This window comes from Parabacteroides caeci (assembly GCF_023656795.1).
GTDB lineage: Bacteria > Bacteroidota > Bacteroidia > Bacteroidales > Tannerellaceae > Parabacteroides > Parabacteroides segnis.
This window is the reverse complement of the sequence record NZ_JAMOKT010000038.1, coordinates 17,213-41,165: the sequence shown is the minus strand read 5'-3', so window position 1 is coordinate 41,165 and position 23,953 is coordinate 17,213. Positions and strand designations below refer to the sequence as shown.

At 44.1% G+C, this 23,953-nt stretch carries 17 protein-coding genes; 6 read left to right on the top strand and 11 right to left on the bottom strand.

Annotation, left to right across the window (positions count from 1 at the left end; all coding sequences use genetic code 11):
- Positions 1–85 precede the first annotated feature (85 nt).
- The 9 genes from NBH15_RS18060 to NBH15_RS18020 form a co-directional block, all read right to left on the bottom strand.
- Positions 86–793 carry a cupin domain-containing protein gene (locus tag NBH15_RS18060; RefSeq protein WP_250823225.1) on the bottom strand — a complete coding sequence of 236 codons (708 nt, stop codon included), beginning with the start codon at positions 791–793 and terminating at the stop codon, positions 86–88.
- A 23-nt stretch (positions 794–816) separates the two neighbouring features.
- A complete protein-coding gene (locus NBH15_RS18055) occupies positions 817–2,472 on the bottom strand; it encodes a glycoside hydrolase family protein (protein ID WP_250823224.1) in 1,656 nt (551 codons plus the stop codon).
- A 112-nt stretch (positions 2,473–2,584) separates the two neighbouring features.
- Positions 2,585–4,450 carry an FAD-dependent oxidoreductase gene (locus NBH15_RS18050; RefSeq protein ID WP_250823223.1) on the bottom strand — a complete coding sequence of 622 codons (1,866 nt, stop codon included), beginning with the start codon at positions 4,448–4,450 and terminating at the stop codon, positions 2,585–2,587.
- A gap of 97 nt (positions 4,451–4,547) precedes the next feature.
- The gene (locus NBH15_RS18045; RefSeq protein WP_128134287.1) at positions 4,548–5,786 is read right to left on the bottom strand and encodes an alpha-L-fucosidase; all 1,239 of its coding nucleotides are present in this window, start codon (positions 5,784–5,786) and stop codon (positions 4,548–4,550) included.
- Between the two features lie 32 nt (positions 5,787–5,818).
- Complete coding sequence (locus NBH15_RS18040) at positions 5,819–8,284, bottom strand: hypothetical protein (protein ID WP_128134302.1); 2,466 nt, start codon at positions 8,282–8,284, stop codon at positions 5,819–5,821.
- Positions 8,285–8,386: 102 nt separating this feature from the next.
- Positions 8,387–10,087, bottom strand: a complete 1,701-nt coding sequence (locus tag NBH15_RS18035; RefSeq protein ID WP_250823222.1) for a RagB/SusD family nutrient uptake outer membrane protein — start codon at positions 10,085–10,087, stop codon at positions 8,387–8,389.
- Between the two features lie 12 nt (positions 10,088–10,099).
- Positions 10,100–13,495: a TonB-dependent receptor gene (locus NBH15_RS18030; protein ID WP_250823221.1), complete on the bottom strand. Its 3,396-nt coding sequence runs from the start codon at positions 13,493–13,495 to the stop codon at positions 10,100–10,102.
- A 167-nt stretch (positions 13,496–13,662) separates the two neighbouring features.
- A complete protein-coding gene (locus NBH15_RS18025; RefSeq protein ID WP_250823220.1) occupies positions 13,663–14,637 on the bottom strand; it encodes a FecR family protein in 975 nt (324 codons plus the stop codon).
- 109 nt (positions 14,638–14,746) lie between these two features.
- Positions 14,747–15,289, bottom strand: coding sequence for an RNA polymerase sigma-70 factor (locus NBH15_RS18020; protein WP_128134301.1), 543 nt, complete (start codon positions 15,287–15,289; stop codon positions 14,747–14,749).
- A gap of 152 nt (positions 15,290–15,441) precedes the next feature.
- Here NBH15_RS18020 and cysK point away from each other — a divergent pair, with 152 nt between their 5' ends.
- The 5 genes from cysK to NBH15_RS17995 all read left to right on the top strand — a co-directional run bounded on the left by cysK (position 15,442) and on the right by NBH15_RS17995 (position 21,108).
- Positions 15,442–16,389 (top strand): cysteine synthase A, encoded by a 948-nt coding sequence (gene cysK / locus NBH15_RS18015; RefSeq protein ID WP_250823219.1) that lies wholly within the window; start codon positions 15,442–15,444, stop codon positions 16,387–16,389.
- Positions 16,390–16,669: 280 nt separating this feature from the next.
- A complete protein-coding gene (locus NBH15_RS18010; protein ID WP_007658207.1) occupies positions 16,670–17,110 on the top strand; it encodes a MarR family winged helix-turn-helix transcriptional regulator in 441 nt (146 codons plus the stop codon).
- Entirely contained in the window at positions 17,088–18,398 is a 1,311-nt protein-coding gene (locus NBH15_RS18005; protein WP_250823218.1) for a TolC family protein, read from the top strand. The genes NBH15_RS18010 and NBH15_RS18005 overlap by 23 nt, the downstream gene beginning before the upstream one ends.
- A gap of 21 nt (positions 18,399–18,419) precedes the next feature.
- Positions 18,420–19,490 carry an HlyD family secretion protein gene (locus NBH15_RS18000; RefSeq protein ID WP_250823217.1) on the top strand — a complete coding sequence of 357 codons (1,071 nt, stop codon included), beginning with the start codon at positions 18,420–18,422 and terminating at the stop codon, positions 19,488–19,490.
- 13 nt (positions 19,491–19,503) lie between these two features.
- Entirely contained in the window at positions 19,504–21,108 is a 1,605-nt protein-coding gene (locus NBH15_RS17995; RefSeq protein WP_010802694.1) for an MFS transporter, read from the top strand.
- On the opposite strand, the gene NBH15_RS17990 is transcribed toward NBH15_RS17995, so the two are convergent.
- Together NBH15_RS17990 and NBH15_RS17985 are read right to left on the bottom strand one after the other, a co-directional pair.
- Complete coding sequence (locus NBH15_RS17990; RefSeq protein ID WP_007658218.1) at positions 21,109–21,759, bottom strand: LuxR C-terminal-related transcriptional regulator; 651 nt, start codon at positions 21,757–21,759, stop codon at positions 21,109–21,111.
- Complete coding sequence (locus NBH15_RS17985) at positions 21,759–22,997, bottom strand: PLP-dependent transferase (protein ID WP_250823216.1); 1,239 nt, start codon at positions 22,995–22,997, stop codon at positions 21,759–21,761. The genes NBH15_RS17990 and NBH15_RS17985 overlap by 1 nt, the downstream gene beginning before the upstream one ends.
- A 148-nt stretch (positions 22,998–23,145) precedes the next feature.
- On the opposite strand from NBH15_RS17985, the gene NBH15_RS17980 reads away from it, so the two are divergent.
- Positions 23,146–23,907: an exodeoxyribonuclease III gene (locus NBH15_RS17980; protein ID WP_250823215.1), complete on the top strand. Its 762-nt coding sequence runs from the start codon at positions 23,146–23,148 to the stop codon at positions 23,905–23,907.
- The last annotated feature ends 46 nt before the right edge of the window (positions 23,908–23,953 follow it).

The following is a 23,953-nucleotide window of genomic DNA, read 5'->3' as shown; positions in this document are numbered from 1 at the left end:
GGCGATATACATTCAAAATTCGCACTATGGCACTCAGATCAGACAATTCAGTGTTCATCTGTCCGACCTGTGTGCCTTTGTTACATTATATACCAAGAAAATGATCATTGATCTTTTTATCCAGATGGCGGACAGCCTCGTTGACATGACCATTGGCCACTTCCGTGATAATGGCTCCCTCCTTTCCGGCGTATTGCCAGTGATGCGTCAAGACCTCTTTCAAGGGGACGAACTCACCGACACCGGCTGGAGTCACATTTTTGACTGTCACCGACCCGTTTTCATGGCATGAAGGTATTTTAATATCCGGATATTTCGATAAATTATCCTCTCCAATTCCGACGATATAGCTTTTGCCATTACGAACCAACCAGCCTTCCAGTTTCGCCGGATACTTATTCACCTTTTCATGCCAATGCTCGGGAAGCATCTGTCCCGGCAGGAGAAAAAGATCTTGCAACATATAACCGTCATCCAATTCATTCGCATAACCGATACATGCTAATCCTAGCTCTGTATAACGGCCTGTCCCGTAATCGCTTACCCAAATCGATCCACGCGTCTTATCGGTAACGGGGTAATTGTAATAATTCATCAGAGTGATAACAGCGTCTTTGGCTGCTTCTTCATTAAACCGGCCATCGGCAGTGTAGAAATCATCATTATTGAAACTCAACGAGATTGATTCTGTTACTTCTTTTGATACCGGGTTTGCATCCTGTACTTTCGTAGCCGGCTGGTTACATGCAGCCAAAGCCATAAAAGCCAGTGAACATAAAAATAACTTTTTCATACGTATATTTATTATATTGATACTTACTCTATCGGAGTCGTACGGAAATTATAGGTGGATACGACATTGTCAGACGTACGGATGGTCAGGATGAAATCGTATGCTTTTCCTTTTTCAAACGTCATTTGATTGGTCAGTGTCATATCCGTTTTGCCGTAAGGAACAAGCGGTGATAACTTGGCTTGTCCGACAACCTTCCTTTTCCCACCCTGAAGTTGTTCCAATAACAAGACAGCCTTTTGGGAAGCCACCTGACCGAAATTCTCAACCACGACATTGATATTCCGGCTATCCGACGCAAATACCGGCATCCGGGCAGAAAGGATAGGGTCATTATAGCTAACCCAGGGCAAACGGGCATATCCGAAAAGTAATTTGCCGGAAGTTGTTTTCCCTAACAACTTGGGCGCAAATTCTTCTGCGGTTATACCATTTCCTTTCGCATCGAAAGTAACGACCAGGTCTTTTCCTTCATTCTTCGTGCTGAGCACTTTACAACCTTTACCATAATTCACCTCCGTAGATGCACCGAAACGAAGAGAGTTCAGGTCGATATCCGTTTGCGGATTAAATCCTTCTTCGGCTGCAATCTTAACACGAATAGTCTTTGTCTTCTCCGTAATCGGCTTCGTACCGAGAACAGTCAGCAATACACCCGGATTCAGGGGGATGCTGATATTTTTGGAACTGTGGTTATCGTTTGGCAAATCTTCGTTCTTCAATGTGTCGATAACAGCGAAGTTTGCCTGGATGGCACGGCCATACTTATCCTGAAAGATTTTGATTCGTTCGTATTTGAACCAGTTCTCCACTTTTCCATCTTCATGGAAAGAGACTCCCGGCAGGTAAGCCTCTCCCGGATCGGTTATCCAATTGACACCATCTTTTGAACGTTGATAAAAGGCGATACGCCCCAACCAATCATTCACAATCAAGTGGTATTGAACGTGGTCACGCCAGACAACAGGGTCTTCAAACTCCCCTTTTACCGGAGGATAAGCCCGCTTATCGGAAATCTGGTTGTAAGGCGAAAGTCCGGTCTGGCTGATCCATACACCTCCTCCACGGCAAACCATCAGATAGGAACCGTCTTCCCGTTGAGCAAAGGTCAGGTTGGAAAGACCTTCTATGATACGGCGGTCGCGTTTATCAAAATCAAACTTCTTACGAGTCCACGGACCGTTCAGGCCATCGGAAATATAATATCCGTCGATTACATAAACAACAACACGTCCGTCTTTTAACCGGAACGCTTCCGGATTATGTCCCGGACCTATCGTATCTTTTATTATGAAAGGACCGACCGAATTTTTACATACGGCATGGTAAACTGTCGAATTGGGCCAGAACATATGTCCTTTCGGAGAGTTCTCCGGCCAGCCGCAGACGTATAAATGATATTGGTTATCTTCTCCCAGTAGGATATTTCCTCCCCAATAGGAACGAACATCGTCTTCGATACCGTTATCGACATAACGTGGAACGACATCTTTGGCTCCCCAGACATCACTGCTCAGTTTTCCCGCCGGCATCGGAAGAAAACGGTCTATAAACCGGGCGCCTTCAACCAGATGATCCCATTCGGCGGGACGAGGTCTTTCAATGATCTGGGCATTTATATCCTGCATACCGAACCAACAGCCAGCTGACGCACACAATAATAAAGAATAGAGTTTCATTGTATTAAGAATTAAGCTTTTAATGCTTCAAATGTATAACTTTTATATATTGAGTGCTGCGGCTTATACGAAAAAAAACTACGCAAAGGTTTGCGTAGTTTTCAACCGGATATTATTTAACGACAGGCTTTTCTTTTAATATTCCTCCTTCATTATAACGTTGGTTATTGGGTAATCCTTTTTTATTTACCCCCTTTTTCATCAGCACTTTGAGCTCTTCCAGATAAGACTGGTACACCTTGCGGGGTTCCACTCCGTATTTCTTACATAAAGAGACGGCCATACCGACAACCTCGCCCATCATCCCTGTCGTACGCATCACACGGACCGTACCCAGTGCAACATGTGTAACACTGATATTACGCCCGGCCATAAACAGGTTATCTATATTGCGGGAATAAAGACAACGATAAGGAACCGGATACGGATGGATCAGGATATGTTTCGTTACCGCCTTAAATTCATTTCCCGGAAAATGGGCGCTGTTTGCAGGATCCTGCCAATGCAGATCAATACTCCAGGTCGTAGCAAAAGAAGCATCTTCATGGGTGACATTTTTTGTAATGTCATCTTCTTTCAGAATATAGTCCCCCATCAAACGACGGGATTCCCGTTTGCCTGCCACATAGGCCACCCAGCCCAGTTTACGGTTGCGGTACTGAGTATTCTCTTTCATCTGATTCTTCAGGTAACTCCAATTGGAATAAACGACCAGCATGCCATAGTCACGAATGCGTTCAAAATCTTTAATCTGGTCCAGGTTCATTCCGGTCTCCCAGGTCCATTCACCCATCAGGACTTTCTCGCAATTCTTATCATTGAACTCCACGCCGTAACTGAAATCCGGAAAAGACGAGCTTCTTCCATTGTCTACGGAATACCATTGGACAGAAGAACCCATTGTCATCTTATCGGCCTTTTCGGGAGCGATACTTTCTCCGAATTCACTCTTGGCTTCACGTCCCATACGAAAATCGGCTCCGGCCAGATAGCCTATTGTTCCGTCTCCCGTACAATCTGAAAAGAGAGGGGCTTCAAACTTCTGTTCTTTACCACTTTCGATATGCCGGGCTGTAACGGATGTTATTTTATTACCATCTTTTGTCACGCCGATTGCACGATAGTTCAGGAAAAGAGTCACATTCTTTTCATTTGCCAGCCAATCCAGTTTTTTCTGATCTTCGTAGTTTTCCGCAGGTTGGGCATTTCCTCCCTTTTCCGGACCGAATTCTTTTTGCAAACCTCCCAATTCCTTATAGACGCCTTCTTCGATACGTCCTCCCAAATGGACACGGATCTCCGAACTATTATTACCTCCAATAACCGGACGGTCGTTAATCAAAGCGACCTTGCATCCTAAACGGGCAGCCGACACAGCGGCACTCATCCCGGCAATACCGGCTCCGACAACAACCAGGTCATATTGTCCCGCCAACGGCGCTTCATCCGGAAAACCCAGCGCTTTCCGGCGGAAGGCTTCCAGTTGTTTCATATCGGACGGAGGTATCCGCCCCTCTTCCGTAGTAAAATAAATAGCATCGCAACGACCGTCAAAACCTGTCAGGTCATGCAGCTTGACCACTGTCCTGAGATTTTTCACCGACACCTTACCGGCGACCTGCCACATCCAGGCTGTACCTTCGGTTCCTAACGGTGACGCCAGCTTTTTACCTCCTACCGACAAACTGAATTTACCGGGACCTTCTCCTTTTTTCCAAGGAGAAGTCCAGTTATATGTACGGACATATACATAATATTCCCCCTTTTCAGGAAAAGTAACTTCAGTATAAGCATCGTCTACTGGTTCACCCATACCATGGGCCAGCAAATACGGCGATCCCATCAGGTCCATAAACTGCTGGTCGACTACCCAGCCTCCTTTGTTACTGAAACTTTCAGCTTCAACGAAAAGGTCGGCGGCTCTTACCGATAACAGGTTCAGGAATAGAAATAATGTAATTAATGTCCGTGTTCTCATTGATATAGGCTTATAAAATTTATTCTACTGATTATAAATAAACCATATAGTTACTTGATGCGATAAAGTTACTGTTTTTTCACATAAATCATTACATTTACCTGGCAGTTTGATTCTCTTTCTCCTTATCAATCTGTTGGACAGCCTTTGTTCTATAATCCATATAATCTTTTGTATTCAATGCCGGGAAACCGTTCTTTTCAAGATAATCACCAACTTCACCCAATGTCTTCACATTTTCTTCCAAAATTGTGCCGTCAGGGAGTGGCCCTATATTCAAAAGCAGGTTGGCATTTATCTTTGCACAATAATTCAATAAGTCCATAACCTCATCCTTCGACTTTTGTCTCTGTCGCGGAGAGCTATGATAAGCCCATCCCAATGTTTGAATAGGAATATTCAATTCAGCCGGTTTTCCTTTATTGCTTTCCCACGAATGATCAGCAGCATCCTGCACTTGCTGAGGTAAGCCGGCGCTCTTAAACACCGAAGCCAAAGAGCCCATTTCTCTTTCACCTGTAATGAAATCCTCATTTCCATTTGCACCTGTTTTAAACACAACCAGTGCATGCGGCTGGATTGAATGAATCATATCATAAACTTCCTGTATATTAAAAAGATCGGAATGCTGATATACACCACCGACTGTATCAAACCAAAGCCCGGCAATCGGTCCGTATTGCGTGCACAATTCCATAATCTGCGTTTTCGCAAAGTTCAGATAATGTTTAAAATCTTCCACCTTTTTAAAAGCATACTCGTCGGGCATTTCCTTATAATGGGGACGAGCCGGATTATACATAGAACTCGGTAAAAAATAAGGATGGTGCCAATCCAAACCGATCGAATAATAAATGAACAAACCTAATCCGGCTTTCCGGCAAGCGACAGCCAATTCCTTTACAAAATCACGTTGTGCAGGATAATCCACACTATTATAATCGGTAGCTTTTGTATCCCATAAGGTATAACCATCGTGATGCTTTGCTACAAAAGTTATGTATTTCATTTTAGCTCTGACCGCCAAATCCACATAATCCTGGGCATTAAATTTCTCTCCTTTAAACTCTCTGGCTTTCTGCTCATATTCTTTATAAGGGATAGCGTCATTATACATCACCCATTCTCCTTTTCCATACAAAGAGGCTGGTCCCCAATGGATAAACAAGCCAAAACGAGCATCCTTAAACCATGCCAAAGCTGCCTCTTTAGGTGATTTTGCGTATTCGGCTTCGTATCCTTTCAGATAATACGGGATTTCTCTCCATGTCTGTTCCTGCCCTCTTAGATTCAGGCCAAAAAGCAAACAGATAATCAATACACTATACTTATTCATAACAACTCTTTTATTTTGATCAATTACCAAGTCTATTTATATTCCAGCCACGCCGTAGCTTTTGTATCTACATCTGTGGAGAAACGAATCCAACGAGCCTGGAACTCTGCCGGAAACTCATATGTCCATTTTTCTCCCGCTTTCACTTTCCGTACCATATATTCCATCCAATCCCCGTTTCCTGTCGGGTCTGCTTCAATGGTAAAAGTAATATCGTCAGTAGACTGATGCGATAAGGTTAACTTTTTCCTATCATAAAATCCAATAAGATAAGGGTCAGACGGGATATCGGCTTTTACTGACGTATCTTTCCACGGACCACCTTTTCCGAGCGGTTTACCCAACTGCCACAAATCATCAATAACACCTACCCATACTGCCGCTTTACCATCGTTGGAAACAATGACATGTTCATTATCCTTTCCTTCTTCCGGATTCACCCCCGTCAAGACAAGCATTCCACGATAGGAAGCATAATCATTTATCCGGTAATTATGAGTAGAAACGGGGCGAATCTTTGCATAACCATCTGCATTTTCGGCAGGAAGTTCATAAAATGTACCCATACAGGAAAATAAATCGCGCTCTGTTGCCACTTCGCGACAAATACGAAGTTGCCCCTCATTCGTCAAAGATGTATACGCCTTGTCCCCTAATGGCAAGCGCCATCTGCGTCCCAGGTCGTCGATAATTAATACCGAGCTATTTTCTATTGAAACAACTTGTTGCGGAATAGCAAATTTTGAGCGGATCAAACCAGCCGTTTCAGCATCATCCTTGCGAACTAACTCCAATTTATCGCCCATTTCATAATAGCCGGTTTCAACCGTATTACCATTTACAACGGTATTAGCCAACAAACCCAAAGCACGACGGTTATCTCCAAGTCCGTACAATAAACCACCGGTTAAATTTTTATCCGTAGCAGAAGCCATACCTTTATAAATCATTGCTGGTTGTACAGAACGGGTATCAGGTGTCGTATAAGAAAAACTAGCTGTTGCCAATGTATTCTTGTCTGCTTTCACACGAATCCATTCTCCTTTATCCTCTGCCGGAAATATAACACTGGCGGCCTTTCCCGGACTTACAGTTACGGATTTTATTGTTTTCCAATCGTTCGTACCAGTTTCGTCCACTTCATAGGCAAAAGTTACCGGTTGTGTTCCCTCATTCTTAATCCAACCGGTACGATTCGCCCAGCCGGCAAACAGGAAAGGCTCGGAGGCTTCATTTGCCTTTATGCTCTCTTTTGCCCAAACAGCCCCTTCGGCTGTTGCCGGACCTAATTCATCCGGTTTCGAAAAAGAGGTAAACCACAGATTGGAATTGGATTGGCCGGGACCTTCTATATTTCCTTTTGCCTTACGTTTATTCAGGAATTCTTTCTGAGCCGAGTCGTCACATCCGAAAACAAGCTGATCGTTCCAACGGGTGAAATCACCGATAACCTTCAGATAAGCAGAACGCGGACGGATACCGGCACTGTTATCTGCCGTAAACTGACCGGGGAAACGCCAGAACATGCCGTGCATCGTCATCAGATAATCAGGATTGGATTCTGTTCCGACATTCCGGATACGAGGCCATTCCGTATTCCATCCGTGCGCTCCGTCATAGCTATGACTGGCTTTCGGAAGGCGATAGAAAGACCAACCTTTCTTCGCATCACGTACTCCCAGTAAAACAGACTTATGATCCCAACCCGTAGCCCACAACGGATCTGTCTCCGGATTCGTATTTCCATAAATGCCCCCCGGACCTGTTACTTCCGTAAATTGATTCCTCCGAACCGTTTTCCAGTCTTTGCCATTCCATTCAGCTAAAACACCAGCTTTTACATCAAACTTTTTCAATGCTTCAGCCGTACCTTCTCCATTGTTGGAAAAAACAGCAACGCCTTGTCCCGAATAGAAACCTTTTCCATGTACACCTGGCAATACATCATTCGTATCATCCTTTATACCTTTCTTTCTATTTCCATCCTGATATAATTCTTTTACTTCCAACGTATTGACATCCACCTCATAAAAACCCTCTTCCATCGTACCGTAATAGATTTTATGGGCAGGATCCGTCAAATGGCGGGCATTGCCGGTATGACGTCCCGGCATTACCGAATAAGGTATCACCCGAACTTTACCTGTTTTATCAATGGCATACGGACCAATAAAAAGCTGGTTGCTTTCTTTATGGACCATGCGGTTCGCCGGAGTTCCTCCTATACTCTCATCATGTATAATCTGGCGATAATCGGATGTTACCTCATACAATTTATCTGAAGAGCCATTAGGTAGATGCGGTCCATAGGTAATAACCCATAACCGGTCTGCCCAGGGAACCACGGCTCCCGTCCCACATTCTCCTTCATTATTGTAATAAGCCAAACGAGGATAAATACCGGATACCGAATCCGGAACTCTCTTAGACTCTTTTTGTGCCGAACAACTCATTATCGATAGTACTGTCAATATGCCTATCGTACTGTTTAATTTCATCTTCATTTTATTTCTGTTATAAAATTAGCAATAAAGGCTCCTCTCAACGCTTATACGCATTAAGACAAGAAAGGAGCCAATATAAAAATTATTTATACGAATTTAATATCCGGGATTCTGTTTTAAATTCTCATTGATAAGAACTTCCTTCGTAGGAATCGGCCATAAATATTGACGATCGTTCCACATACGCTGAGACATTGGAGCTATCAGTCCGGCTTTTTCCATCGCAGAGAAATCAGGAATACCGTCTTCGTCAATCTGCGGAACATCCGGCCAAAACCATAGGCCTTTATCTATGATCTTTTCACGCAATAAGCTTACCGGATATAGCATTCCATAATTAGGACGCGTCAATGCTTTTCCTGCAATTTTCCATCTGACCAAATCCATATAACGCAAACCTTCCTTTGCAAATTCCACACGTCGTTCGTTACGGATAATCGTACGTAACTTCTGTTGAGAAGTTGTAGTAATTGCCGGATAGGCACTTATATTTGTATAATCTACTCCATATGCTCTGGCACGAACCTTGTTAATTGCATCTAATACGGATTGATCTATCTGATTCAACTCGATCTTTGCTTCAGCATACATGAGTAAAACATCTGCATAACGGATAATTATTTTATCGGGATCAACATCCTTCCCATTCTCCAGCCATGTTTCATCAATTCCTTTTTTCCATAATAATCCATTATAAGATGCAAACTGAGCATTCACACGTGCATCGTTGTTTTTCTGCATCTTACCCGTATTGTAATTCATTACCTCCACTGCATCCGGATGCGGATTATAATCAAATCCCAAATGCCGGGTTCCAAATTCAACAATCGTCGCCGTACAACGCGGATCACGATATTTAAATGGGTTTTGAGGATCAAACAAAGGTGATTCATCTATCGGAAGACCATCTGTACATTCATAAGCAGCAAGTAAATCCCATGACGGAGCAAAAGCGCCCCAACCACCCGGATTTCTTGATACCTCATTCATAACCGTCCAGTTTCCTAACGTCACTTTATATTCGATAGAACGGGGTAACAAGAAAATCGACTCTTCTGAATTTTTAGTAGTCGTCAAAAAAAGTTCGGCATAGTCCGCATGCAATTTATAAAGTCCTAAATCCATACACTTTTTAGCAGCATCAGCCGCGATTTCCCAATCCCCCATATAAAGAGCAAAACGAGCCTTCAATGCCAGGGCTGCTCCTTTTGTTGCACGCAAAGAAGATACACCGGTATATTTCTCTGGCAAACCTTCTGCCGCTTTATCGTAATCTTCATAAATCTTCGGTACTATTTCCGATTTAGGAGTACGACCAAGTGTAAATGCCTCTTCAATATCTACCACACTTGTCACATAAACAACATCTCCGAAATAAGTGACCAGTCTGGCATAACAAGATGCTCTTTGAAACAAAGCCTCAGCCTCATACCGTTTTATCTTTTCTTCGGAAATACCCATATCTGCCGCCTTATCCATATTGGACAAAATAGTATTCGTTCGTGCGATAGATTTGTATTGATTGGCCCATAACGTTGTTACATCTCCGCTTTGACCATTGAAGGTCCCTTTTATAATTTCAGAGGGAGTTTCCCTATAAATAAAATTATCGGTCTTATCTTCATTGTCCAATGGCCAGAATGCATCTCTATAAAAGTCTTTGATCGACATTTCTATTTCAGTCTCATTGGAGTACCAATTTTCGCTGGATGCCTGCGACAGAGGATTTAAATCTAACTCATAACAAGAGTTTAAGCCCAAACAACATCCTAATAATATGATAAATGTACGTTTCATCTTTTTATTCTTTTAAAATTTTACAGACAAACCAAATAACACAGACGTAGTAATCGGATAAGCAGAACTTCCCATCTCCGGGTCCCAACCTTTCGGATATTTACTGATACAGAACAAATCATTGGCTGCCACATAAATACGAGTTTGCTTGATCATCACTTTCTCTGTCCACTCCGCTGGTAATGTGTAACCTAATGTCAGATTTTTCAAACGGAAATAACGGCCATTAAATAACCAGTAATCTGACATGGCATAGTTTATACTATTATTAGAATATGTCAGACGAGGATAAATAGCCTCGGCATTCTGTGCTTCCGTATTTTTTTCACTCCAATATTTACCGTCGATAATCGCCGGAGTATTCCCCCAGTTTGCTTGTAGCGGTTGTACCATTGCAGAGGATAGACGGGTATTTCGCCTTCCTACTCCTTGAATTGCAACAGAGAAATCAAAACCTTTATACCCCAGATTCAGCGTTCCTCCATATTGAAAACGCGGCAAAGATCCGCCTAATAAAACACGGTCATACTCAGGAGAAATCTTTCCATCAGGTACACCGTCAGGTCCGGAAATATCTTTATATTTAACATCTCCCAATTGTACGTTATCATTCAATTTAGGTCCTTTTAAATCCTCTTCCGTCAGCATCAGACCATCACTCAAATAACCATACCATTCGTTAAATTCACTGTCTTTCAATTTCACCTGATCTCCCAGGAATTCCGTTCCACCCAAATCTCCCATCTTAGAAACAAAGTCGGAGAAATTCGCAGAAATTCCGTAAGTCAAATCCCCTATACGGTCATTCCAAGCTAATTCGATGTCATATCCATTGGTATACATCTTACCTGTATTTCTCTGAGGATTATCAAACCCGACATAATCAGGGATTTCCAAAGCCAATAGCATATCCTTCGTCTGCTTGTTATAATAATCAGCCGTAAAGCGCAAACGATTATTAAAGAAATTAGCATCCAAACCGATATCTACCGAACTTGTTGTTTCCCAGGAGATATTTTCAACGGCATAAGCCCACTGCGCCGCTGATAACTCAGGAACAACCGTTCCATTCTGATAGAACAGGACATCACTGAAGTTGATAAAAGCCTGATACGGATAGTAAAGGGCATTTCCATCTTTGTCCGTAATCCGTTCATTACCCAACGTACCATAAGAAGCCCTCAATTTCAGAAAAGACAACCAATTAATATCCGCATTCTCCATAAATGCTTCTTCACTTAACACCCAACCGGCAGAGAAAGACGGAAATACTCCCCAACGATAATCAGAATGAAAACGGGAAGATCCGTCATAACGAATATTCGCCTGAAACAAATATCTGTTATCAAAACTATAAGCTACACGGCCAAACCAGGATCTATAAGACAGCTCCGTAGCACTTCCGCTATTATCACGCAAATCCAACGGACCTACATTCAAATAAGGGAAATTACTCAATTCATATTGATCACGGGAAGCACCCAGATTCTCACCGGATGAATAATAAGTTTCATAACCAGCCATCAAGTTCAAATCATGCTTACCAAAAGTCTTCATATAATTGGCAATTCCTTGAATTGTTATATTATAACTGTCATTCCTCTCTTCTGATAATTTTGTTGTATTATAGCCTTCCATGTAACCGCCAATCATATTCGGATCATTTTCCAAAGAATAAGGTACCGCCTTACGAAAATGTTTCTTTTTCTCGAATGTATAATTAGGTGCGATCACTCCTGAAATTTTCAAACCTTCAAGTGGAGTTATATTAATTGCAGCACGTCCTCCCATCTGATTATACCACTCATCTTTAAAACCTCCGGAATTTACTACAGCATAGGGATTATTACCATTCTTTCCGCTCGCATATTCTCCGTTAGCCCATACAGCCGGATAAATCATAGGAGCTAAGCGCATATCAGAGAAGGGGGAATAATAAGGCTGATGATTTTTTGTCCGTTTAAAATTAAAATCCAATGTCGCACCCAAATACTTATTCACTGTAAAATCATTATTGGCACGAATCATGAAACGCTCATAATCACGATCTGCGTATAAACCGTCCACTTTATCATAGACGAATGAAGCATTCGATTTTACAGTCTTAGAACCTCCGGCTACACTAATCGTATGAGTCTGACGCGGAGCCGAACCTTTCAAAATCATCCCAACCCAATCTGTCATAGGATATTTATCAGGGTTTGTCTGGTGATATTTTTCCCAATTATTTATATCATCATCCGAATAAGCCTGGTTCCAGCCTCCGGATTTATTGTCATTATAACGTAACTCATTGGTCGTTTCCAAAAAACGTTTAACCCCTACGTATTTCGGTTGCTTGGTTGGTATCTCCAATCCATATTCAAAATTATAATCGATCGACAGACTTTTCTCCTGGGCTCGCTTAGTCGTAATCAAAATGACGCCTGCCGCTGCACGTGAACCATATATGGAAGATGACGCTGCATCTTTCAAAACAGACATACTTTCCACATCATTCGGATTCACATCATTAATACTACCGGGTACACCATCGATAATTACTAACGGACTGGTATCGCCAATCGTCGTAATACCACGAACCCGGATACTACCGGCAGCTGCCCCCGGAGCATTGTTATCACGGGTTACCGTCACACCGGCTATAGCACCCTGTAATGCAGTAGATAATTGTGTTGTCTTACGGGCTGCCAAATCATCCCCTTTTATAGCGACTACAGAACCTGTCAGGTCTTTCTTTTTCATGGTACCATAACCAACAACGATAACTTCATCCAAAACTTCAGTATCCTCTCTCAAGGTGATTGTTACGGAGTTCTTACCAATGACAGGTATCTCACTCGTTACATATCCAATATAAGTGATAACTAACGTAGCGTCTGACGCTACGTTAAGGGAGAACCTCCCTTCGGCATCCGTTATTGTACCGTTTGTTGTCCCTTTTTCTACCACGTTTGCACCAATAACAGGCAAACCTGTTTCATCATTGATAACTCCCGATACAATTTTCGTCTTCTGTTGTGCTGCATTCGTAGCCTGATTGGGTTCTGTAGAAGCCTTAATTAATACCTGACGATCGATAATCTGATAATTATATCCCGTATTATTAAATATCTGCGTAAGAACTTCATCCAATGTTACATTCTTAGCATTTACACTTACTTTCTTATTCACATTTACATGGTTGTCATTAAAAAAGAAAGTAAACTCGCTGTTCTTCTCAATCTCTTTCAGAATTTCAATAATACTGGCATTATTCTTTTTGATTGAAACTTTGTAATCCTGCGCATAGGTAGAGGCAGAAATACAACAGGCAACAGCCAATGAAAATAAGGTTGTGATCTTCATAATGCGAATTGTTTTTCTTAATAACGGGACACAACAATCCCTGTCATTGTTTTTTTTCATAACTTTGTATTGTTTTTAATGAATAATAAATGCAAGTCGTTGGCTTGGACTCCTTATGACGTGCATTTTCTTGAAAACTCACGGATTGGAAGGTACTTGCAGGTATCTTCCAATTTTTTTAGGTTAACTGCTCGATATGTCCATAGGCTATAGATTTAGATTATTAATTATTTGAGAACTAACACATAATTTCCATTACTTGTCTTTTGATATTTTAAAGGAGATGATTCTCCCAACATAAACAATATCCGTTCCAATGATTCATCCCTTACCTTAAATGTAAAGCGGTATTTATCCGCCAGATCTTGCTGGCACATAATCTTACGTCCGTACCATTGCTCCAGACGTGGAATAATCATTGATAGTTTTTCATTTTCGAAACTGACCATCTTCTGTTTTCGCCATGAAGTATATTTATCTGCATCGACAGTTAAAACATAGGCCGAATCTGCTTGCTGATCATATACCATCTTTTCATTCGGCGACAAAATAAACTCAGCTCTATCACCTTTTGAATTATTTATTCCTATCTTGACTTTCCCATTTAACAGGACAGTCTCCGATTTACTTTCTATATCATAATCAAACACCTCGAAAGCCGTTCCCAAAGCCTGCACTTCCATTTCCGAAGTATGTACGATAAAAGGCTTGTGAGGATTTTTGTGGATATCAAAAAAAGCCTGACCGTCTAAATGTATTTCACGTGTTTTCCCTGTAAATGCAGCAGGATAGGTCAATTTACTACCGGGTCCCAACTGTACGACCGTCCCGTCCGGCAATGATACCGATTGCATATTCTGAATACCTGACGTAACAACATAAACAGGAATATTATCTTTCTCTCCTAGATAATAAGCCATCCCTCCGACAGCCAATAACAATAAAACAGATGCTGCCACACTATAAACTTTATAGAATAAATATCTTTTTACAGAAGCATTGTCCCAAATACTTTGCCGTATACGATGCCATATCCGCATACTGTCAGCCCGGTCAATATACGCAGCATCCGGGGCATTGTTCCACTGACTGAACATTTGTGTTTTTACTGCATCCCGCTCATTCAGTGCAGTACGTTCCTCCTCTCCCAATGCATCCTGCATCAGCTTTTTTAATATATATCTTTTATTATCCTGATCCATTTCTTTTTATCTGCTTTATAATAAATACCCCCGAGCATATAGGTTACCCCTATCCGCCCATCGTTTTTTTTTAATTTTCTAAGAATAAAAGAAAAAAGGGAATCGGTTTTTACAGGAAAAGAGAAAGTAGAGTGATATTCTTCCGCAGATATTTAAGCGCTTCACTAATTTGATTTTCAACAGTCTTCTCCGATATATTCAATAATTCGGCTATTTCTTTATAGCTCTTGTTTCCTTTCCGGCTCAGGTTAAATATTTCCCGGCGGCGTGGCGGCAACTCGTTTATAAGCATGTCAATATATTCGCTCAGGTTCTTAGCCTCTATCTCCTCTTCAATATCGTATGAATCTTCCATAGCGGCGAGGACGGTCATTTTATAAAAATCTTCGTTCAAATTTTTCCGGTGTTGATTAAATATCAGGTTGCGGGTGATGATAAACATCAATCCTTTGAAATTATCGTCTTCACGCATAAAGTCACGCCCTTCCCACACTTTTATAAAAACGTCCTGCACGACTTCCTCTGCTGTATCCTGATTGGTCAGGTAAAGACGGCTGAAGTTGTATACCTGCCTCCAGTACTTTTTATATAAAGCAGTAAAAGCCTCTTTACTGTTTTGCTTCAATAATAATATCAATTCGTTATCCTCCATCTTCCACATTCAGAATGTATGCAAATATAAGAGATTTTATTTTACCCGGTAGAAAGTAAAAAATAAAATATACCCTCTTTATGGTATTTCCCATAATCAATACTCCTCTTATCTTTGTTGCATAAATAAGAACAACTAAAATATAGAATGATATGGCAAACGTAGCAAAAAAACTGACAGACCTGATTGGTAACACTCCGTTATTAGAGTTCTCCAACTTCAATGCAAGCAAAGGATTAAAAGCAAAACTGATCGGTAAACTGGAATACTTCAACCCGGCAGGCAGCGTGAAAGACCGCATCGCCCTGGCAATGATCGAAGACGCAGAACAGAAAGGACTTCTGAAACCGGGAGCGACCATTATCGAACCGACAAGCGGGAATACCGGGGTTGGACTCGCCTTCGTTTCTGCCGCCAAAGGATATAAACTGGTTCTGACAATGCCGGAAACGATGAGCATAGAACGCCGCAATTTATTAAAAGCTCTTGGAGCCCACCTAGTATTAACTCCCGGAGCCGATGGCATGAAGGGAGCTATCGCCAAAGCCGAATCATTACGTGATGAAACACCTGGTTCCGTCATCCTGCAACAATTCGAAAATCCGGCCAATCCGGCTAAACACGTACAGACTACTGCACAGGAAATCTGGCGCGATACGGATGGTAAAGTCGATATTTTCGTAGCCGGTGTAGGTACGGGCGGAACAGTCAGCGGTGTCGGTGAAGGATTGAAAGCACATAATCCGAATGTGAAAATCGTAGCGGTAGAACCGAGCGACTCCCCCGTCCTCTCCGGTGGTAAACCGGGACCGCATAAGATACAGGGTATCGGGGCCGGATTCATTCCTAAAACATATAACGGCAAATACGTCGATGAAATCATTCAGGTAGAAAATGACGATGCCATCCGTACCAGCCGTGAACTGGCACAAAAAGAAGGATTGCTGGTAGGTATCTCTTCCGGTGCTGCCGTATACGCTGCTCTAAAACTGGCGGAACTGCCGGAGAATGCAGGCAAAACAATCGTTGCCCTATTACCCGATACCGGAGAGCGGTATCTTTCTACCGTATTATATGCATTCGAAGAATATCCGTTATAAACGAGACCTTATCTATATTCTATAAACTGAAGCATATTTAGAAAATAATGAGCCAATGTGGCAATATGCCAATTTAGGAATAATTGAGCTATCAGTTTATAGTGATGGGAGTAACCAATTCCCCTCTTGAGAGGGGAGACAGGTACAACCGGTCAATAATCGGATAGTTCAAATCTGATAAATATCGAACTTCTTTCCCTTAGTTTTTCACACATAATTAGTCAAACATTTGACTAATATCCGATAAATATCTATCTTTGCGCCGATAAAAACAGCAAGTATGACAGATAGTGAATTAGCTCACGAACTTAATCTACTAGTATTAAGGACACGCATGACATTCCGCCAGACCATTCAGCGAATACTGAAAAGCAACAACGTCGATATGACCTTTGAAATGCTTCAGGTAATGCATTGTTTGTGGAAAGAACAGGGAGTCAGCCAACAATCGCTGGCCGAAAAAACAGCGAAAGACAAAGCATGCCTCACCAACCTGATCAATAATCTCGAGAAGAAAGGATGGGTTATACGGCAGGAAGATTGCAACGACCGCCGTAATAAACTGATATACCTCACCCCCGAAGGAGAAAAGGTGGCCGACAAGATTAAATCCCTCCTGAAAGACATGTACACCCAGGTCGGGCAACAAATGAACACCAAACATATGGAAGCCTGTATGAAACATCTAAGCAAACTGAATGAGATATTTGATCAAATATAGTTTTTTATTGTTACTGTTTATAGGAAAGCCTGTTGCGACTTGTTCCCAACAGGCTTATTCTCTTACCCTCGACGAACTCTTCCGCCTGGGTACGGAAAACAGTCTGCGTCTGCAAGCCTCCCACATGCAGGAAGTCGTCGCAGCCGACAAGAAAAAAACAGCGCAAACGGCCCGTCTGCCCGGTATCAGTATCGGTGCGACGACCGGATATATCGGACAGTCTACCGTCTTCCGGCAGGGACTGACGCAACCGGTTCATCCCGACCTGCCCGACTGGTCACATAATTATAATGTAGAAGTAACCCAACCCGTCTATCGCGGAGGTAAAATACATTATAATATCAAACGTGCCTCGTTGGAGAAACAGATTGCAGCACTCAATTCGGCCAGTAGCAAAGCCGAAGTCAAACTGCTCCTGCTCCGTCAGTATATGGACCTTTTCAGTCTCTACAAACAAAAAGACGTATTTGCCCGTAACGTGGAAGAGTCCACCCGCAGACTTGAAGATATCCGCCGCCTGAAGAAAGAAGGTATCGTCACCCGCAACGACGAGTTGCGTAGCGAACTGCAACTCACCAACGACCAGCTGGCTTGCCGCGAAGCAGACGATAATATCGCAATCGTCTCCCAGCAACTTGACGTCTTGCTCGGACTGGATGAAACATTCCTCCTGCAACCCGACACGGCATTGCTTTACACGGCCGTTTCACTGGAAAGCTATGATGCCTACGTCCAACAGGCTTACCTCAACTATCCCGAATTACAGATCGCCCGCTACAACACGAAGCTGGCTGAAAACGATATATTCCTGTCAAAAGCCGACTATCTGCCCTCACTCTCGGTACGTGCCGCCAATACCCTGGCACGCCCGCTAAGCACTACGATGGAAGACGTCTTCTCCAACAACTGGAATATCGTTTTAAGCCTCTCCTACAACCTGTCATCCCTCTATCAGAATAAACATAAGATACATGAGGTAAAACAAATTGTCAATATCCAGAAAAATAAGGAAGAACAAATCCGCCAGGATATCCGTATTAATGTCAAAAGCGCCTGGATCAGGCATCATGAAGCGCTCGACCGCGTACAGGCACTGATCCTGTCGGTCAGGCAAGCGGAGGAGAACTACCGTATCGTAAGCAACCGTTACCTCAACCAGCTATCCATCCTGACCGACCTGCTCGATGCCAGCAGCGTCAGGCTTGAAGCCGAACTGCAACTGACCAATGCACGCACCGAGGCCATCTACAGTTATTATCAACTGATGCATGCGTGCGGCAATTTATAACTTAATTAAAAACAGACAAATATGTCCGGATTACATAGAAAAAGAAAACAACTGAGGCGACTGAAAAAAAGGAATATCACCCTCAACACCGTATGTATCCTGCTCGCTTTCGGCGGCATATCATGGACGGTCAACTACTTCTGGAAATATGTCAACTACGAAATCACCAATGACGCCGTAGTGGATCAATATATCACCCCCGTCAATATCCGCGTACCGGGTTACATCAGGGAAGTCCGTTTCACCGAGCACCAGCAGGTAAAGGAAGGCGACACCCTTCTGATCCTCGACGACCGGGAATACCGTATCAAGCTGAAAGATGCCGAAGCCGCCCTCCTCGACGCCCAGGCCTCCAAAGATATACTAAGTTCCGGCATCGAAACCTCCCAGGTGAATATCAGCGTACAGGAGGCCAATATCGCCGAGACGGAAGCCCGCCTCCGGCAACTCGAACAGGACCATCGACGTTATGCCAACCTCCTGGCCGAAGAGTCCGTCTCGCAACAGCAATACGAACAGGTCAAGGCTGAATACGAAGCCATGAAAGCCCGTTACGAATCCCTGCTCCGCCAAAAGAGTGCCGCCCAATCGCAATATTCGGAGACGAGCAAGAAAAGCGGCAGTGTGAAGGCGGCCATCCTGCGCAAAGAAGCCGACCTGGAGATGGCGCAGCTCAACCTATCGTATACAGTCGTCACCGCTCCCTTCGACGGATACATGGGACGCCGCACGCTGGAAACCGGACAACTGGTTCAAGCCGGACAAACCCTCAGCTACCTCGTCCGCAACAACGACAAATGGATAACCGCCAATTACAAGGAAACACAAATCAGCCATATCTACATCGGCCAGAAAGTACGCATCAAAGTAGATGCTGTAGACGACCGCATTTTCCACGGCACCGTGACGGCGATCTCCGAAGCGACCGGCTCCAAATACTCCCTCGTCCCGACCGATAACTCTGCCGGCAACTTCGTCAAGATACAACAGCGCATCCCTGTGCGCATCGACCTGATTGACGTTTCGCCCGAAGACATGAATCTGCTCCGTGCCGGCATGATGGTGGAAACGGAAGCATTGAAAAGACATTGAATAATACAGCATAATGGCTACACAAACACCCCTGAATGTCCCTATCCGCCCCTGGGTCCCCCGCTGGCTGGGGATCGTTACGGCTTTTACCGTCATGCTGCCGATCATCCTGATCAACGGAGCCTATACCGGGACTATCACCGAAGTTTCAGGAACGCTGGGTGTGTTGAGCGAAGACATCAGCATGGCTTACTATGCGACATCGGCGGGAATGGCGGTTGCTTATCCGCTGATCCCGAAAGTGCGTCCGGTAGTGACCACTAAAACGATCCTGCTGATCGACCTCTTGTTGCAGGTGATCCTCAGCTTTATCTGTGCGCAGGTGAACCAGATGGATATCATTATCGTATGCAGCTTCTTTATCGGTTTTCTGAAAGGTTTCGCCATGCTGGAGATCATCCTGATGATACGTCCGCTTTTCAGTCCGCAGAATGTGCGCAGCGAATTTTATGCTTACTTCTACCCGATCGTGTTCTCGGCAGGCCAGGTCTCGATGGCGGTCACGGCACAGTTGGCCTATTACTACCAATGGCAGTATATGTATTACTTCGTTATCCTGCTCTTGCTGGTTGCCATCTCTTTTATCCTGATGTTCTTCCGGTATGCCAGGCGTCCTGTCTATTTTCCTTTTAAAGAGATAGATTGGAAAAGTATCCTGCTCATGGCCTCCATCCTGCTTTTCACCATCTGGTCGGCCACCTACGGGAAGACACTCGACTGGTTTTCGTCCGCTAAAATCACGGTGTATGTGCTGTCGCTGCCGGTATTGGTCTGGTTATTCCAGTTCCGGCAGAAGACGCGGAAAAATCCGTATCTGAAACTGGAAGTGCTGAACAGCAGCAAGGCGTTGATCGGCTATTTCTTCATGATGTTGGTGATGTTCTTTTCTTCCACCAGTTCGCTGGTGACCAGTTATATGAATAATATCATACGGGTAGACAGCGTACATGCCAACTTTCTGAATCTCTGGATGCTGCCGGGGTTTATCTGCGGGGCGGTGATCTGTTTCTGGTGGTTCCGCTGGCAACGGTGGCGTTTCAGGATACTGATATCCGGAGGGATGCTGTGTTATGTGATCTATCTGGCTATCCTCTATTTCGGGATCACACCGGACGGGAGGTACGAAATGTTGTATCTTCCGATGTTTCTCCGGGGAATGGGAATGATGATCTTGTTTATCGCTTTCGGTGTGTATGCGGTGGAAGATATGAATCCGAAGCTGATGATATATAATGCCTTTTTCCTGATCACCTGCCGTTCGGTGATAGCTCCTGCCCTGTCGTCGGCCTTCTTCAATAATATGCTTTACCGTCTGCAATTGCGGGATATGGCGATCCTCTCGGAGAATATGCGCCTCGATAACCCGCTGGCGGCACAGCAATACAACCAGTCACTCAATAATGCACTGGCACAGGGACATAGCATGACGGATGCCGTGCAACTGGCTACAAACAGCCTTTACACCACACTGCAATCGCAAAGCTTGTTGCTTGCCTTGAAAACGATTATCGGCTACGTGCTCATCTTTGCGATTGTGGTGATGGTTATCTCCCGCTTTACGCCTTTCCACAAGACTTTGAAAGTCGAGATTGTGAAGACTGGGGAAGATATGGTCTGATTAAATATAGTATTCCGCTGCATCGACTATCCCTGCGCGCAGAGCATATTTGGTTGCCTCGTGCACATTATTTACTTCCAGTTTGCGGAAAATATTTTTGCGATGGGTGGTGATGGTGTGGATGCTGGAGAAACGCTCGGAGGCAATTTCTTTGGTCGTCTTGCCTAAAGCGATGGATTTCAGTATTTCTTTTTCTGTCGAGGTCAGTACGGGGTGCTCTTTGGGTTCACGGACTATTTTCTTTTCTGAAAGCAGGTTATGAATCCGTTGACAGATAAAACGTTCGGAATGTAAAGCCGATTGCAGGGCCGCACGTATTTCTGCTGACGGGGCATCCTTCAAGACGATGCTGAAAGCCTCGCTGCTGAAGAGGATGCGACGGATAAAATTTTCGCTCAGTTCATCGCTGAAAAGTATCCAGGAGACCTGTTTGAAACGCTCCTGCAAGATCAGAAGTTCGTCGGCACTCGTCAAATCGAAAAGCGTGTAGTCGAGGATCACGACAGCCTGCGGATGCTGTTGAAGGAGTTGAAGCAGCTCGTGTTTGTCGGCAGCCTCGGTCACAAGGCTAAGATCCGGCATCCTGTCGCTCAGGTAAAGGATGCCGGCTTTGGTGATATCCTGGTTATCGGCTATGATAAGCGTCCGCATCAGCGTATGGCTAAAGCCTGTTTAATGTCGTTATACAAATCGTCGACCGGTTCGAGTCCGACCGACAGGCGGATTGTTTGCTGGCTGATATCCATTTCCTGCCGTTGCATTTCGGTGAAACTGCCATAGATGGTGCTTGCCGGATGGATAGCCAATGTCTTGTTGTCGAACAGGTTCGTGGCACGGCGGATCAGTTGCAGGCGGTTCATAAAGGCAAAGCAGGCCTCACGGGAAGGCAGGTCGAATGTCAGCATGGCTCCCAGATATTTTCCGAACTGGACAGTGCTCAGTTTATAATAAGGATTATCTTTCAGGCCGGTGTAATTGACCGACACAATACCTTCCAGCGTTTGCAGCCGGCCGGCTAGTTCCAGGCAAGTTGCTCCCTGCCGTTCGAAACGGAGAGGCATGGTTTCCAGTCCCAGCGTCTGCATGTAGGCAACCTGCGGCGTCATATAAGCGCCCAGGTTCCGGTGTATCTCCTTCCGGAGGCGGGCGGTGAAAGCGCGTTCGCCAAACTGTTCATACCAATGTTTCAGTGTGATAAAATGGCTCCAGTCGAAGGTCCCGTTATCAAGTATCAGACCTCCTATGCTTGTTGCCCCGCCGGAGATATATTTGGTGCTGGATACGATCTCGATATCTATACCAAAATCTTTTCCGTGGAAGACAGAGAAAGGAACGATCGTCGTGTCGGCGATCAAAGGTACTCCCGCCTCCTTTGCGATAGAAGATAACATCTTCAGGTCGGCCACTTCCAACTGCGGATTGGTAATCACTTCGAGAAAGATCGCACAGGTGTTGCAGTCGATATGGGCGCGGACCTCGTCGGGATCGGTCAGGTTGCAGAAACGTGCCTCGATATCAAAGGCGGCCAGCGTCGTCTTCATCAATGACCAGGTATTGCCGAACAGATGCGGGGAAGTGACGATATTGGCTTTTGCACGCCCGATCGTCATCAACGTGTTGCAAATGGCGGCCATACCGGAATTAAGGGCGGTGACACTCATGGCTCCGGTAACGGACAGCACACGATCTTCAAAATATTGTACGGTCGGATTCGTAATCCTCGAATAAGCATGGTCGGACGTACGGCCACAGAAAGCGGCTTCCATCGCTTCCGCCGATTCGAACTCGTAAGCAGCAGTGTTATAGACCGGCATTGCCAATGAGCCATAGGCGTCCGGCTTCTCGTAAGGCGTATGAAGCAAACGGGCTTCAAAACTATTTTCTTCCATTCTGTATTTTCCTAATGTAATTTTCTTTTTGCCGCTACAAATGTAGGATTCATTTAGATGCAAAATAGAATTCTCCGGTAAAATTAGCACATCCAACTGTTAAATTGTATCTTTGGATTCCTATTAAACGATCTAAAAGAGCTGTTATATGAAGATAATAACATACAATGTAAACGGCCTCCGCGCCGCTGTGGGAAAAGGCTTTCCGGAATGGTTAAAACAAGAGCAGCCCGATGTACTCTGCCTGCAGGAAACTAAACTTCAGCCGGATCAGTTCCCGGCAGATGCCTTTGCGGATTCAGGTTATAAACCCTACCTGTTTAGTGCCCAAAAGAAAGGTTATAGCGGGGTAGCTATCCTCACCCGCCAAGAACCTGATTATGTGGAAACGGGAATGGGCATAGAGAAATATGATAACGAAGGTCGTTTTATCCGTGCGGATTATGGTGACCTGTCAATTGTCAGTGTCTACCATCCTTCCGGAACCAGTGGTGATGAACGCCAGGCATTTAAAATGGAATGGTTGGAAGATTTCCAGCGTTATGTAGTGGAATTACAGAAAACACGTAAGAATCTGATTCTTTGCGGCGACTATAATATCTGTCATGAACCGATAGACATTCATGATCCGGTACGCAATGCGACCAACAGCGGTTTCCTTCCCGAAGAACGCGAATGGATGACACGGTTTCTGGATGCAGGATTTATCGACACATTCCGCCATCTCAATCCGGAAAAACAGCAATATACATGGTGGAGCTATCGTTTCAACGCCCGTAAAAACAATAAAGGCTGGCGTATCGATTACTGCATGGTCAGCGAACCGGTAAAACCGTTGCTGAAATCGGCTTATATTCTGAATGATGCCGTACATTCAGATCATTGCCCGGCGGTATTGGAGATTGGATAAAAGACAGAAAGTATATATGAAAAGGGCCGTATCAAAAGTCTTTTGA

Coding starts and splice junctions, on each gene's coding strand:
- NBH15_RS18060 (WP_250823225.1), bottom strand. CDS start 793: ATGAAAAAGTTATTTTTATGTTCACTGGCTTTTATGGCTTTGGCTGCA.
- NBH15_RS18055 (WP_250823224.1), bottom strand. CDS start 2,472: ATGAAACTCTATTCTTTATTATTGTGTGCGTCAGCTGGCTGTTGGTTC.
- NBH15_RS18050 (WP_250823223.1), bottom strand. CDS start 4,450: ATGAGAACACGGACATTAATTACATTATTTCTATTCCTGAACCTGTTA.
- NBH15_RS18045 (WP_128134287.1), bottom strand. CDS start 5,786: ATGAATAAGTATAGTGTATTGATTATCTGTTTGCTTTTTGGCCTGAAT.
- NBH15_RS18040 (WP_128134302.1), bottom strand. CDS start 8,284: ATGAAATTAAACAGTACGATAGGCATATTGACAGTACTATCGATAATG.
- NBH15_RS18035 (WP_250823222.1), bottom strand. CDS start 10,087: ATGAAACGTACATTTATCATATTATTAGGATGTTGTTTGGGCTTAAAC.
- NBH15_RS18030 (WP_250823221.1), bottom strand. CDS start 13,495: ATGAAAAAAAACAATGACAGGGATTGTTGTGTCCCGTTATTAAGAAAA.
- NBH15_RS18025 (WP_250823220.1), bottom strand. CDS start 14,637: ATGGATCAGGATAATAAAAGATATATATTAAAAAAGCTGATGCAGGAT.
- NBH15_RS18020 (WP_128134301.1), bottom strand. CDS start 15,289: ATGGAGGATAACGAATTGATATTATTATTGAAGCAAAACAGTAAAGAG.
- cysK (WP_250823219.1), top strand. CDS start 15,442: ATGGCAAACGTAGCAAAAAAACTGACAGACCTGATTGGTAACACTCCG.
- NBH15_RS18010 (WP_007658207.1), top strand. CDS start 16,670: ATGACAGATAGTGAATTAGCTCACGAACTTAATCTACTAGTATTAAGG.
- NBH15_RS18005 (WP_250823218.1), top strand. CDS start 17,088: ATGAGATATTTGATCAAATATAGTTTTTTATTGTTACTGTTTATAGGA.
- NBH15_RS18000 (WP_250823217.1), top strand. CDS start 18,420: ATGTCCGGATTACATAGAAAAAGAAAACAACTGAGGCGACTGAAAAAA.
- NBH15_RS17995 (WP_010802694.1), top strand. CDS start 19,504: ATGGCTACACAAACACCCCTGAATGTCCCTATCCGCCCCTGGGTCCCC.
- NBH15_RS17990 (WP_007658218.1), bottom strand. CDS start 21,759: ATGCGGACGCTTATCATAGCCGATAACCAGGATATCACCAAAGCCGGC.
- NBH15_RS17985 (WP_250823216.1), bottom strand. CDS start 22,997: ATGGAAGAAAATAGTTTTGAAGCCCGTTTGCTTCATACGCCTTACGAG.
- NBH15_RS17980 (WP_250823215.1), top strand. CDS start 23,146: ATGAAGATAATAACATACAATGTAAACGGCCTCCGCGCCGCTGTGGGA.